The organism is Rhizobium sp. BR 314 (assembly GCF_047445805.1).
GTDB lineage: Bacteria > Pseudomonadota > Alphaproteobacteria > Rhizobiales > Rhizobiaceae > Rhizobium > Rhizobium lusitanum_B.
Genome location: NZ_JARWLA010000007.1, coordinates 109,788 through 123,312, shown reverse-complemented (window position 1 = coordinate 123,312; position 13,525 = coordinate 109,788). Strand labels below are relative to the sequence as shown.

Annotated in this window: 12 protein-coding genes; 2 read left to right on the top strand and 10 right to left on the bottom strand. The window is 60.8% G+C overall.

Annotated features, from left to right (window positions below; translation table 11 throughout):
- Position 1: 1 nt before the first annotated feature.
- The 5 genes from QD461_RS12315 to QD461_RS12295 are packed head-to-tail and all read right to left on the bottom strand — an operon-like array spanning position 2 to position 5,086.
- Entirely contained in the window at positions 2 to 751 is a 750-nt protein-coding gene (locus tag QD461_RS12315; RefSeq protein WP_414088031.1) for an ABC transporter ATP-binding protein, read from the bottom strand.
- Positions 748 to 1,575: an ABC transporter ATP-binding protein gene (locus tag QD461_RS12310; RefSeq protein ID WP_414088030.1), complete on the bottom strand. Its 828-nt coding sequence runs from the start codon at positions 1,573 to 1,575 to the stop codon at positions 748 to 750. The genes QD461_RS12315 and QD461_RS12310 overlap by 4 nt, the downstream gene beginning before the upstream one ends.
- Positions 1,576 to 1,578: 3 nt before the next feature.
- Positions 1,579 to 2,481, bottom strand: a complete 903-nt coding sequence (gene nikC / locus QD461_RS12305; protein ID WP_184707826.1) for a nickel transporter permease — start codon at positions 2,479 to 2,481, stop codon at positions 1,579 to 1,581.
- On the bottom strand, positions 2,478 to 3,491 hold the full coding sequence (locus QD461_RS12300) for an ABC transporter permease (protein ID WP_414088029.1): 1,014 nt from the start codon (positions 3,489 to 3,491) through the stop codon (positions 2,478 to 2,480). The genes nikC and QD461_RS12300 overlap by 4 nt, the downstream gene beginning before the upstream one ends.
- Positions 3,488 to 5,086: an ABC transporter substrate-binding protein gene (locus tag QD461_RS12295; RefSeq protein WP_414088028.1), complete on the bottom strand. Its 1,599-nt coding sequence runs from the start codon at positions 5,084 to 5,086 to the stop codon at positions 3,488 to 3,490. Before QD461_RS12295 ends, QD461_RS12300 begins: the two co-directional genes overlap by 4 nt.
- A 213-nt stretch (positions 5,087 to 5,299) precedes the next feature.
- Between QD461_RS12295 and QD461_RS12290 the strand changes: the two genes are divergently transcribed.
- Positions 5,300 to 6,337: a dipeptidase gene (locus QD461_RS12290; protein WP_414088027.1), complete on the top strand. Its 1,038-nt coding sequence runs from the start codon at positions 5,300 to 5,302 to the stop codon at positions 6,335 to 6,337.
- Between the two features lie 18 nt (positions 6,338 to 6,355).
- On the opposite strand, the gene QD461_RS12285 is transcribed toward QD461_RS12290, so the two are convergent.
- A complete protein-coding gene (locus QD461_RS12285) occupies positions 6,356 to 7,723 on the bottom strand; it encodes a cytochrome P450 (RefSeq protein ID WP_414088026.1) in 1,368 nt (455 codons plus the stop codon).
- A 106-nt stretch (positions 7,724 to 7,829) separates the two neighbouring features.
- Between QD461_RS12285 and QD461_RS12280 the strand changes: the two genes are divergently transcribed.
- On the top strand, positions 7,830 to 8,507 hold the full coding sequence (locus tag QD461_RS12280; RefSeq protein WP_414088025.1) for a TetR/AcrR family transcriptional regulator: 678 nt from the start codon (positions 7,830 to 7,832) through the stop codon (positions 8,505 to 8,507).
- Positions 8,508 to 8,536: 29 nt separating this feature from the next.
- On the opposite strand, the gene QD461_RS12275 is transcribed toward QD461_RS12280, so the two are convergent.
- Genes QD461_RS12275 through QD461_RS12260 form a run of 4 tightly spaced genes read right to left on the bottom strand, consistent with a single transcriptional unit; the run spans position 8,537 to position 13,497 of the window.
- A complete protein-coding gene (locus tag QD461_RS12275) occupies positions 8,537 to 9,925 on the bottom strand; it encodes an LLM class flavin-dependent oxidoreductase (RefSeq protein WP_414088024.1) in 1,389 nt (462 codons plus the stop codon).
- Between the two features lie 36 nt (positions 9,926 to 9,961).
- Entirely contained in the window at positions 9,962 to 10,936 is a 975-nt protein-coding gene (locus QD461_RS12270; RefSeq protein WP_414088023.1) for an ABC transporter permease, read from the bottom strand.
- A gap of 1 nt (position 10,937) precedes the next feature.
- Positions 10,938 to 11,957 carry an ABC transporter permease gene (locus tag QD461_RS12265; RefSeq protein WP_414088022.1) on the bottom strand — a complete coding sequence of 340 codons (1,020 nt, stop codon included), beginning with the start codon at positions 11,955 to 11,957 and terminating at the stop codon, positions 10,938 to 10,940.
- Positions 11,947 to 13,497 (bottom strand): sugar ABC transporter ATP-binding protein, encoded by a 1,551-nt coding sequence (locus QD461_RS12260; protein WP_414088021.1) that lies wholly within the window; start codon positions 13,495 to 13,497, stop codon positions 11,947 to 11,949. The genes QD461_RS12265 and QD461_RS12260 overlap by 11 nt, the downstream gene beginning before the upstream one ends.
- Positions 13,498 to 13,525: the final 28 nt, after the last annotated feature.

The following is a 13,525-nucleotide window of genomic DNA, read 5'->3' as shown; positions in this document are numbered from 1 at the left end:
ATTACGCCGGTTCCGCTTCCTCGAACTCGACGCTCAGGCGGCGCAGTTCCCGTGTTTGAGGGTGGGTTACGTTGCCGCGCCGCAGATCGTCGGAGGTAAGCTGCTCAACCATCTGGCCATCGATCATGACCCCGACCCGCGTGCAGAGATGCGCGATCACGCCGAGATTGTGGCTGACCATGACATAGGTGAGCTTCCGCTCCTTACGCAGGTCGGAGAGCAGATTGAGAATCTCGGCCTGGACGGAGACGTCGAGCGCACTCGTCGGCTCGTCGAGCAGCAAGATCTTCGGTTCCGCTATCAGCGCACGCGCGATGGCGACACGCTGCCGCTGGCCGCCCGAGAGCTGGTGCGGATAGCGGAAGCGGGCGCTTTGGGGCAGGGCGACATCGGAGAGCGCTGACGCGATACGCCGATCGATGTCGCCCATGCGGTGAACGAGCGGCAGCTCGCTCAGGATGCGGTCAATGGTCTGGCGCGGATGCAGCGAACCATAAGGGTCCTGGAAGACCATCTGTACCTTGCGGAAGAAATCCGGTGTGCGATGCTGCGACGCGGCTTCTCCGTTGAAGACGATGCGCCCCGCCCAGCTTGTATTCAGGCCGGCCATGGCGCGCAGCACGGTCGATTTGCCCGAGCCGGATTCGCCGACGATGCCGAAGCTACCGCCTTCCTCTACCTGAAAGGAGACGCCCTTGACGACTTCGCGTTCGCCGAAACGGATCCGCAGATTATCGATCTCTATCGTCATTTCAGCCACTCCGGGTCACGCTCGAGAATGGGCAGCCGTTCCTTCGGATGCGTAAGCGAAGGAATACAGTTCAGCAGGCCGCGCGTATAAGGATGAGCGGCGGAAAGCAGCTCGGAAGCCTTGATCTCCTCCATCACCCGCCCGGAATACATGACGGCGACGCGGTCGCAGAAATGCGAGACGAGCGGCAGGTCATGGCTGATGAGCAGCAGCCCCATGGAGCGCTCGGAGACCAGCTCCTCGATCAGCCGCAGGATTTCGGCCTGCACGGTCGCATCGAGCGCACTTGTCGGTTCGTCCGCGATGAGCAGTTCGGGGTCCGGCGCCAGCATCATGGCGATCATCACGCGCTGGCCCATACCGCCTGAGACCTCATGCGGATAGGAGGCGGCGACGGCCTTCGGATTGCGGATCTTGACCTGCTCGAGCAGATTGGCGGCAGCCTCCGCTGCCTCGCGGCGGCGGCCGCCCTTATGGGTCCGCCATGCCTCGGCAACCTGATTGCCGATGGTCTTGACGGGATTCAAAGAATATTTCGGATCCTGAAGGATGAAGCCCGCGCGCTTGCCGCGAATGGTGCGCATCTGCTTTTCGCTGGCGGACAGGATATCGATGCCGTCGAAGGCAAGCTTGTCGGCTTCGATACGGGTCTGTCTTGGCAAAAGCTTCATCAATGCGCGTGCCGTCAGGCTCTTGCCGGAACCGCTCTCGCCGACGATGCCGAGCTTCTCGGCACCGAGGCGCAGAGAAACGCCCTTTACCGCAGGAGCAAAGCCGGTACGCGTCTTGAAGCCGATGCGCAGATTGTCGATCTCGACCAGCATGGATCAGTTCCCCTTCGGATCGAGCACGTCGCGCAGCGCATCGCCCAGGAAATTGAAGGCGAGCGAGACGAGGAAGATGGCGATGCCGGGGATCGTTGCGACCCACCATTGTTCGAAGATGAAGCGTTTCGCCGTTGCGATCATCGCGCCCCATTCCGGCGAAGGCGGCTGTGCGCCCATGCCGAGGAAGCCGAGGCTTGCCGCAGTGATGATGATGGAGCTCATGTCGAGCGTGACGCGAACGATAAGGCTCGGCAGGCAGAGCGGGGCGATATGGCGCATGATGATGCGCCAGGAAGAGGCACCCGTCAGTCGATAGGCGGCGATGAAATCGGCGCCACGCACGGTCATCGTTTCGGCACGCGCCAGCCGCGCATAAGGAGGCCACGCGGTGAGCGCGATCGCAAGAATGGCGCTCTCGACGCCTGGTTTCAGCGCCGCCACGAAGGCGAGTGCCAGCACGAGGCGAGGAAAGGCAAGAAAGATGTCGGTGAGGCGCATCAACGCGGTATCGACCATGCCGCCGAAATAGCCGGCGATGCAGCCGATGGCGAGACCTATCGGCGCGACGAGCACGACGACGGCAATGACCATGCCGAGCGTGACGCGACCACCATAGAGAAGACGGGAATAGATGTCGCGGCCGAGCTCGTCGGTGCCGAGCCAGTGGGCAGCGCTTGGACGCGCAAGACGGTTCGCCAGATCCTGCGTCGCCGGATCATGGGTTGCAAGCCAGGGCGCGAAAAGCGCAAGCAGGATGAACAGCGTGATGATCGAAAGACCGATCATCCCAAGGGCATTGCCCTTCAAACCGAGCCAGATGCGATAGCGATCGCCCCAGGCGGCCTGACGTCGGGAAGCGGGGGACTCGTCGAGAGCCCAATTGCGAAAAGTTGCAAGCATCATCGCACCCTCGGATCCAGCAGGCGATAGAAGAGATCGGCGACGAGGTTCAACCCCACATAAATGATGCCGATCAAAAGCGTGGTGCCGATAACCGGGTTCATATCGCCGTTCATGAGCGAGTTGGTCAGGTACTGGCCGATGCCGGGCCAGGAAAAGACCGTTTCGGTGACGACGGCGCCTTCGAGCAGTCCGGCATAGGTCAGCGCCAGCACCGTTACCAGCTGCACGGCAACCGTTGGGAAAGCATGCCCCCAGATGACGCGGCTGAGGGACAGACCCTTGGCGCGCGCGGTGATGACGAATTCACCCTTCAGAGCGTCGATCATGAAGGCGCGCGTCATGCGGGCGATATAGGCCATGCTGAAATAGGCGAGGATGCAGACGGGTTGCGCCATGTGAGCGAGCGCATCCCAGAAGGCACCAAGGTCGCCGGCAAGCAGTGTATCGACGGACAGCAGACCTGTGACCGGCGTAATCATGCCGTCATAGATGATATCCTGCCGTCCCGGGCCAGGCGCGATGCCGAGCGCCGAATAGAAGACCAGCAGCGAAATGAGGGACAGCATGAAAACCGGAATGGAATGGCCGGCCAGGCACACGACGCGGATCGCCTGATCGGTCATCGTTCCTTGCCTGACGGCAGCCCAGACGCCGAGCGGAATGCCGATGATGGCGGCAAGGATAAGGGCCGCGGTCGCGAGCTCGAATGTCGCTGGAAAGAAGCGGGCAATATCCTGCGCGACCGGATTCTTCGTCAGCACGGACATGCCGAGATCGCCATGCAGAAGCTGGCTCAGATAATGCAGGAACTGCACTGGGAGGGGCTGATCGAGGCCCATTTCCGCCCGCACGCGTGTGACCACCGCCTCGGGTGCATTGTCGCCGACAGCGGCGATGACCGGATCGACCGGCATGACGCGCCCGATGAGGAAGGTGACGATCGACAATCCGAGCAGCGTCAGGATGACGCTGCTCAGAATGGCGGAGAAAGATTTGATCCGACGGGTCAAGCCTTGCTGGTCTCCTGATAGGAATTGGCTTCCGAAAGGGCGCCAAGGCGGAAGCCGGACACGGCCTTGCGGCAAGCCGCAGTCTTCACGGTCTGGAACATGAAGGCGAAGGGGCTGTTCTGCATGTGCTCGCGCTGCAGCTCTTCATAGAGAGCGATACGCTTGGCCGGATCCTTCTCGTCGCGCGCGGCTTCGGCCTTGGCGGCGAAGTCGTCGTTCTTGTAGCGCGAGCGCCACAGGAACGGCTTGCTCTTGGCGTCGTCGGAATTGTCCTTGTTGATGGTGAAGACTTCGCCGTTGGAGTTCGGATCGAAGTAATCCGTGCCCCATACGGTAAGGGCCATCTCGTGCTGGCGCGCCCGCATCTTGGTCAGCACCTGCCGGTTCTCGGCGGACTGCAGCTTCACGCGGATACCGATCTCGGCGAGGTTTGCCTGAATGGCCTGAGCGAGGTCGGGATAGGGCTGGGCGGCATAGTGATCCATGATCACGTCGAACCCGTCGGCAAGCCCGGCTTCGGTCATCAGAGCCTTCGCCTTCGCAACATCCTTCTGGAAGGGCGTGTCGCTGATTGCCGAAGGGAAACCTTCCGGCTCGAAGCTCTGGTGGATCGTGTGGGTCAGCGGCACGATGTTCTCATGCATGCCCTTGTAGTCGAGCGCCCACTTTACCGCCTGCCAGACCTGCGGCTTGGCCAGATTGGCGACACCCTGATTGAGCGAGATCACTACCAGTCCGGCGATGCTCTTCCTGACCAGTGTGAAATCCGGATCGTTCTGGATGGTGCGCAGCTGCTCCGAGGTCAGATCACGGGCGATATCGACATCGCCCTTCTTCAGCATCAGGAGCTGCGAAGCCGGATCGGTGACATGGCGCAGGATGACGCGCTTCAGATTGCCCTTGTAGGGGCCGTGCGGATTGACCGTCAGCGATATCGCTTCGCTCGCCTTCCAGGACTGAAGCTGGAAACTGCCGGAGCCGGCGCTGTTCTTCTGCAGCCAGGCATTGCCCATGTCGCCGTTCACTTCATTGGCGAGCACGACCTTCTTTTCGACCACGGCGGCGATATTGGCCGACAGGCAGTAGAGCAGGAAGGCGATCGCGGTCGGCTTTTCAGTCGTCAGCGTCAGCGTGTCGGCATCGGTTGCGACGATGCGGCTTTCCACATTCTCGGCGGTGAAGCCGAACTGATTGATGATGAAGGCGGCGCCCTTGTTCATCTTGATCGCGCGGTGCAGCGAGAAGGCGACGTCTTCAGTTGTGACGGGAGAGCCGCTTGCGAAGCTTGCCTTGGCAAGCTTGAAGGTGAAGACCTTGCTGTCGGCATCGGCAGCCCAAGATGCAGCCAGCACCGGATCGACCTTAGAGGGATCATCGGTGTTGGGACGTACCAGCTTCTGATACATGTTGCTGATGACTTCGCCGCCAACGGCTTCGAAGCTTTCATGCGGATCGAGGCTCGTCATGTTGTCGAGCTGTTGGGCAACGACAAGCACGTCTTTCGGCGTTGCTGCAAATGCCGATTCTGCAAGATCGAGATAGGACAGGAAGGGCAGCGTACCGCTGCCGATGAGAAACTGGCGTCTGGAAACCATGCGAAATCCCCTTTCACTCTCGCGGCAAAGGCTCGGTGGCAAGCAGACGGGGCTTGGCACGGCTTGGCCGCTATCGTATTTTCGCCCGGTTCTTTAACAGCGCCTATTGCGAGCGCCTAATTCCGTTTTTCGCAGAGCCTATGCGCGGTTTGCATTTGCTCGACCGAGTAAGCTTGCCTAGGCAGGTATCAATGACAATTTTTGGATTGAGACATGACCCAATCTTCGTTCGTCCCCGTATTCGATGGCCATAATGATGTGCTGCTGCGGTTGCGCCGCGGCGGCTCGAATTCCGTCAACGCCTTTCTGCAGGGCGAGGATGCAGGGCACATAGATCTGCCGCGCGCACGCCGTGGCGGCCTGGCCGGTGGGCTTTGCGCGATCTTCGTCCCGTCTCCAGACCTGCCGCGCGCCGAAAATGTCGACTTTGTCACCCCCGCGCAGCCCGATGCATTGAACGAGACCCTGGCGATGGCCCGCCTCCTGTTTGAGATCGAAGCACGGTCGGACGGTGCTGTTAAGGTTTGCCGCTCGGCCGCGGACATTCGCAGCTCGATTGCCGAGGGACGGTTTGCCTCAGTTTTCCACATCGAAGGCGTGGAAGCGATCGGTGCCGATCTCGACGCGCTCTACGTTCTTCATCAGGCGGGGCTGCGCTCGCTCGGCCCTGTTTGGAGCCGGTCGAATGTCTTCGCCCACGGCGTGCCTTTCCGCTTCAACTCGACGCCGGATATCGGCGCCGGCCTGACCGATGCCGGCAAGGACCTGATCCGCGCCTGCAACGAGCTGCGGATTATGATCGATCTCTCGCACATGAACGAGAAGGGCTTCTGGGATATTGCGAAGCTGTCGAACGCGCCGCTCGTCGCCTCGCATTCCAACGCCCATACGCTCTGCCCGCACAGCCGCAACCTGACGGACAAGCAGCTCGATGCCATCGGCGAGTCGAACGGTCTGGTCGGGATCAATTTCGGCGTGCTGTTCCTGCGCGATGATGGTGTGAAGAATGCGGATACGCCGCTCGACGTTCTCGTCCGGCACGTCGCTTACATCGCCGAACGGATCGGTATCGATCACGTCGCCCTCGGCTCCGATTTCGACGGCACGACCATTCCGCAGGCGCTCGGCGATGCCGCCGGCCTGCCGAAGCTGATCGACGCCCTGCGCGCGCATGGTTTCGACGATCAGGCGATCGCAAAAATCGCCCATGAAAACTGGGTCCGCGTCCTGGAGCAGACCTGGGGCGGCTGAGACAAGGCGTCGTTTCGCCTATCGCTTTATGAGATTGATCGGCAAAGGATGCATTGGCCGCAATGTCACCTTCATGACCGGCTTGGGCGATGGTTCGCTCGCGCTGGTCACCCGAAACTTCTGAAGCAGGGTGGCAAGAATCGCAACGGCTTCCATCATGGCAAAGCCGTTGCCAATGCATACGCGCGGCCCTGCACCAAACGGCATGAAGGCGAAGCGGTGGCGGCTCCTGGTCGCTTCGGGATCGAAGCGTTCGGGGTCGAAGGCCAATGGATCTTCCCAAAGAGCAGCATGGCGATGGACCGCGTAGATCGGAACATAGAGGATCGTGTCGGCGGGAATCCGGTATGCGCCAAGCGTGAACTCACGAATGGCAGTCCGCGATATGACCGGCGCCGGAGGATACAGTCTCATGGATTCGGAAAAGACCTGTCTGGCATAGGTCAGTTTACCAACATGCTCGGCAAGTAACGGACCGCCCTCGGTCACCGTGGCGATTTCGTCGAACAGCCTCGCCTGACAATCCTGATGGCGGGCAAGAAGGTGCAGCGTCCAGGCAAGGCCGAGCGCGGTCGTTTCGTGCCCGGCGGTGATAAAGGTCATCAGATTGTCGATGATTTCCTCATCGGTCATCATGCGACCCGTCTCGGGGTCGGCGGCCTCAAGCAGCATTGATACGAGGTCTTGGCGTTCGAGGCCGCTTGTCCGCCGTTCGGCAATGACCTTGCCGAGCGTAGCGCGCAGGAAGATGACGGCGGCTCTTGCCTTTTCCTTGCCGGGATGTGGCATCCAGCTGGGCGCGCCGACCAATCCAAGCGCGAATTTCCAGCCGGTCGGCTTGAGATAGTTGGTGATATTGCGCTCGACCCTATCGACATCGATACCGTCGCCGCCGGACATCATCGTCTCGACGATAATGTCGAAGGTGGTGCGCATCATTTCCTGGCAGAGGTCAAGGGGCTTGCCCTTGTGAGCAAGCCACAGGTCGCGCCGGCGTTCGGCCGCTGCGATCATCGCTGGCTGAAGCTCAAGCAGCTTTTCGTGGCGAAAGGCAGCGGCTACCGATTGCCGCTGCCATTTCCAATGCGCGCCATCCGAGGTGAGAATGCCCTCGCCGAGTGCTGGGCCGAGCAGACGCTGGACATCCTCACCCTTACCGAGCGCATCGGAATTGCGGACGAGCGCCTGATAGATCAGTTCGGGATCGGCGAGGTAGAGCCGTGATTTTCCGGCCATTTGCGTGAAGACGAAGGGCTCGTCGAAGATCTGGAGCGGGAGTGCATCGAGCGGATTGCGGATCAGGGAAAGGAGCACGCGCGGCATCGAGCGCGGTGTGAGCGGAAATGCACCGGGCGACCCGGTAGCGGCGTTAACGCTCGCTTTCATGCCTCAGCCTCCTTGTTCAAGCCTATGGGTGCTTGTAGATCAGGATTAGGGTGTTTACCTTAGAAAGCATAGGGTGGATGCATTGAGGCTGCAAGGGGGAGTGAGCTTGGCGGAAAGCAAAGGCGGAAAAACAGGGCCGAGCGAGCGGCTCGGCACGCGCGAGAGGATCCTTGTGTCGACACTGTCCCTGTTCAATCAGAAGGGGCCAGAGGCGGTGACGACTGCTGAAATCGCCAAGGCCGTCCACATCAATCAGGGCAATCTCTACTATCATTTCCGCACCAAGGAATCGCTGGTGCTGGCCTTGTTTTCAAGGTTCGAGGCCGATGCATTGGCGCTGCTCGAGGAGGCCGATGCCATCCAGGGAGCGGATTCGAAAGCCTATGCCGGCTTTCTGCGCAAATGGTTCTCGCTGGTCTGGACCCATCGCTTCCTGTTTCGCGACATTCCGGGCCTGCTGGCGACCGCACCGGGCTTGAGAGCGCCGATCCTGATGATCAGTGGCGGCATGCGGCTATCCGTCGAGGTCATTTTTCAGCGAATGGAACATGCCGGTTTGATCCACGTCGCCGCGGAGGATCGCAAGCCGCTATTGACGAATATGTGGATCGTCTCAACCTATTGGGCGGTTTATCTTGGCCTGCAGGAGGGCGTTCGCGACCTGCTGCCAAACCATGTCCACTGGGGGCTGAGCCAAGTCTCGGGCCTGCTGCGTCCGTATCTTTCGGACGAGGCAAGGGCCGATCTTGAAGCCATGCTTTCAGAACCTTTTCCCGAGTTCTGAAAGCAATCGGATGGAGCATGGCCTGGTGGCTAGGATGCCCGTGCAACGAGATCGCGAAGATTGCGATAGCCGGCCGCCGGATGCGGCGTTGCGAGCCGCGGGCCGCCCCCGCCGAGCTTTTCGCGTAGCGTCCCCGCGCTATAGTCGGTCTTGTAGACGCCGCGCTTTTGCAATTCCGGCACCAGAAGGTCGACGGCATCCTCGAAGCTTTCGGGCGTGACAGCATAGGCGAGATTGAAGCCGTCCACATCGGTATCCTCGATCCATTCCTGCATCAGATCGGCAACCGTCTGCGGCGAGCCGACAAAGACCGGGCCGAAGCCGCCAATGCCGACCCAGTCGGCCATCTCGCGCACGGTCCACTGTTTGTCCGGGTCGATCGTCGTGAAGGTCTCGACGGCGGACTGGACCGCGTTGGTATAACGGTGCCGAAGCACCTCATCCGGCGAGAACTGCCCGAAGTCGATGCCGGTCCAACCCGAGATCAACGCCTGCGCGCCTTCGAGGGAGGCGTATTGTCGGTATTCGTTAAACTTGCGCTGCGCTTCCGCATCGGTCTCGCCGAGGATCACGGTCTGCAGGTTGAAGGATAGGATTTCGCGAGGATTGCGGCCAGCGCGCTCGGCGGCCTCGCGAACATTGGCGACATAACGCTTCAGCACCGCCTTGGAGGGCGCCGCCACGAAGATACACTCGGCATGTGCGCCGGCGAAATCCTTGCCGCGGCTCGAAGAGCCGGCCTGATAAAGTACTGGTGTGCGCTGTGGCGACGGCTCGCTCAAATGAATGCCCGGGACGGTGAAATGCTTGCCGGAATGGCGGATTGGGTGAACCTTCTCCGGCCGCGTGAATATGCCCTTCTCGCGATCGCGGATAACGGCATCATCTTCCCAACTGCCTTCCCAAAGCTTGTAGCAGACTTCGAGATATTCCTCCGCCAAGCCGTAGCGGTCGTCATGCTTTGTTTGTGCCGCCTGGCCGATGTTGAGGGCGCCGCTGTTCAAATAGGAGGTGACGATGTTCCAGCCGACGCGGCCCTTGGTTAGATGGTCGAGTGTCGAGATGCGCCGGGCAAAGGTGTAGGGATGCTCGAAGGAGAGTGAGGCGGTCAGACCGAAGCCGAGATGCTCTGTTTCGTAAGCCATGGTCGGAATGAGCTGCAGCGGATCGTTGACCGGGACTTGTGCGGAATGGCGAAGGGCCGCATCGACATTGCCGTTCAGCACGTCATAGACGCCAAGCACATCGGCGATGAACAGCCCATCGAACTTGCCGCGCTCCAGCGTCTTTGCCAGATGGACCCAATAGTCGAGATCCTTGTAGGTCCAGGACTTGTCGCGCGGATGGCGCCACAGGCCCGGTGACTGGTGTCCGACGCAGTTCATATCGAAGGCGTTGAGCCTGATCTCGCGAGTCATCTCTATTGTTCCTGCATGATTTCGAGGAGCCGGCGCTTAGGCGCCGACGGCTTTCTTGTTGACGAAGCTGAAGGCGAGCACGGCGAAGATCAGTAAGCCTGTACCGACCTGCTGCCAGTAGAAGTTCAGGCCTGTCAGCAGCAGGCCGTTGGCGACGATGCTTAGGAGCAGAACTCCGAGCACTGTGCCGGCGACGTTCGGCCGCCCTAGCGGCGAGAGAGTCGTGCCGATGAAGGTGGCCCCGATGGCATTCAACATGAAGCCGTTGCCGGAGGAGGGGATATAGACCGTCACCGTCGCGGTCAGGATCAGCCCGGCGGAGGCGGCTATGATGCCGGCAAGAATGAATGTCGCGGCAACGTGACCCCGAAGCGCAATCCCCGAATATCGTACTGTCCGCGGCTGGATGCCGATTGCCAGGACCACGCGTCCAAAGCGCATCCGTGCAAAGAGCAGGGCTGCCCCAGCGATGATAACGGCTGCGATCAGCAGCGGTACGGGAATGCTTCCGATCGTACCATGTCCGATGAAACGAAATGCCTCGGGAACGCCGGATGGTGGCAGATAGACCGGATTGCCGCCGCCCGTCAGCAGTTGTTGGATGCTGCGACCGATGAACAGCGTCCCAAGCGTTGCCAGAAATGGCGATACGCCGATACCGGAGATCAAAGCGGCATTGAACGCCCCAACCAGCGCTCCGGCGCCAAGGCCCGCCAGAGCCGCCAACGGCACCGGCAGGCCGGCCAGAATGCTTGAGACGAAGGCAAAGCTTGCAAAATCGACGGCGGTGCCGACGGAAAGATCAATGCCACCGGTTGCGACGGCAAAGGTCATTGCGATCGAGACGATGGCAAGCAGCGTGAAGTTGTTGACGAGAATGCTCTGCAGATTGCCGGCGCTGAGGAATGTTGGGGCAGCCAGGGAGAAGAGCGCGAAGACGGCAACAAGCGCGATAATGAGGCCATAGCGGCTGATGCCGGCCAGAGGCCTTCCTGAAACAGCCACGGACATGTCAGATCTCCCGTTTGCGCAGCAAGGTGGTGGCCGAAACGACGACCAGGATGAGCAGGCCCTGAACGCCACTCACGAGCGTGCTCGGAAGGTTCAGAAGCTGGAAACCGTTGATCAGGAAACCGACGAACAGCGTCGATATCAATGTTCCGCCGATCGTCGGCACCAAGCGGCGTGAGAAGACCGAACCGAGCAGCGCCGTCACCACCACAGGAAGCAGCATTTCGCCTGAGCCGGTCGTGCTGCCGCTGAGATAGGACACCGACAGCACACCGGCGATACCGCCGCAAAGCCCGCTTGCGACGAATGCACCAGCGACCAGCGTCTTCAATGGAAGCCCGGCGGCCCGCGCTGCTTCGGGAAATTCGCCGACGGCGTAAAGCCGCAGGCCGAGCGGGGTATATTGCACGACAGCCGCAGCGATGATCGCAAAGCCGATCAGCACATAGGCAAGGATAGGGATGCCGAAGCCATCCGAAGCGGAAAGCGCAGTCAGGAAATCCGTCGTGGCGGGAAGAACGGTGTTCTGGGTCAGAACCAGCTCCAGACCGGCGACAACATTCATCACGGCAAGCGTCGCAAGCAGGGGCACAATACCCGCGAGCACGATGGCCAGTGCGTTGACGATGCCGATCGCCACGCCTGTGGTGAGCGCGGCTGCACCTGCCATCAGGTCATTGAAGCCCAGCTGGATTAGCGTTGCGTAGACGGCTGCGCTGAGACCCATGTTGGCGGCAAGCGAAAGGTCAATGCCGCCGGTGACCACGTTGGCCCCCCCGGCGATCAGCACGATCGTCAGGCCGATGGCAAGCACGCCGGAAATGGCCGATTGGCCGAGCACGTTGCCGATATTGCCGACGCTCAGGAAGTAGGGCGCCGTCAGCGAAAAGATCACCAGGATCGATAGGAAGGCGAGCAGCGAGCCGAAACGCAGGGCCGCGGCGGCGAGCTTGCCGCCCGACGGCAGTGCGCGCGTGTTGCCAACCTCAGGGAGGGACGCGAACTGGACGTCAGCCGACATGACGCAATCCTTCTATGGCTCCAGTCGCTGCTGACAGCACTTCGTCCGTTGTCGTTTGGGAAGAAACGAGTTCGCGCGTCAGGCGGCCGCGGAAGAGTACGAGGATCCGGTCGGTTATACCGACGAGTTCAGGCAGGTCCGACGACAGCACGATCACACCCGCACCGCGGGCGGCAAGCTCACCGATAAGGGAATAGATCTCGACCTTGGAGCCGATATCGACGCCGACCGTCGGCTCGTCCAGCAGATAGATTTCCGATTTGCGGCTCAGCCATTTGGCGATCGCCACCTTCTGCTGGTTCCCGCCCGACAGCGTGCGGACCAGAGCTTCTCGTCCCGCCGTCTTGATCTGCAGACGCTTGATGAGCTCGTCGGTATCGCTTGCCTCGCGTCTGCGATTGAGAAAGCCGAGGCGCGTATAATGGGCAAGGCTCGAGAGCGTGATGTTTTCTCCCACGCTCAGATCGAGGCCTACGCCATGACCGCGTCGGTCTTCCGGCACCAGCGCCAACTGATGATCGACAGCTTCGCCTGGACTGCGCGGCTTCAAGGTTTTCTTTTCGATATCGATCTCGCCGCCCGCCGCTGCCTGCAGTCCGAAGAGGGTTCGGACAAGATCCTTTGCTCCGGAGCCGAGCAACCCTGTGATGCCGAGGATTTCGCCGCGGCGTAGAGTGAAGCTGACATCATGGAAGCGGTTGGCTGCCGAGAGATTACGAACCTTCAGAATTTCGGCGCCGAGTTCGACTTGCCGCTTCGGGAACATCTCGCCTAAATCCCGCTCGACCATCAGCGTTGCGATGCCGTTTGCCGAGGTTTCGCTCATGGGTAGCGATGCGACATCGACGCCATTGCGCAATACTGTAACATCGTCGCATAAGGCCTCGATCTCATTGAGGTAATGAGAGATGTAGATGATGGTGACGCCCTCGCTGCGCAGGCGATGGATGAGACGAAACAGAATTTCCGCCTCCTGCCGCACCAGAGCCGCGGTCGGCTCGTCGAAGACGAGCAACTTCGGCTGATGCAGCAGTGCGCGCGTGATCTGAACGATCTGCTGTTCGGCCGTTGAAAGCTCGCTGATCAGAGCATTTTTCGGCAAATCAACGCCAAAATAATTGGCGAGGATCTCTTCGGCTCGGCGTCGCATTGCATTGCGATCGAGGAATGGCGTGCCCGCCAGGCGTAGCTCCCTTCCGAGAAACAGCGTCTCACCGACAGTGAAGGTCGGCACCAGGAGCCGGTCCTGATGGATGAAGTGGATGCCGAGGTCTTCGCAAAGATGTGGCGTCAGCCGATCGATTTCTTTGCCTTCGATCTTGATGCGGCCTTCATCCGGCCTGTGCAGGCCGGCGAGGAGTTTGATCAAGGTCGATTTGCCGGCCCCGTTCTGCCCGACAAGCCCATGCACGGTGCCGCGGCGTACACTGAGCGATGCGCCGGCCAATGCTTGTGCACCGCCAAAGCGCTTCACGATGCCTTCGAAGCGAACGATGTGCTCCGGGCTTTCGGTCGTTGGTGGAAGTTCGGTCGCCGTCATTGGAAAAGGCCCTCGCATTCAATGTGGC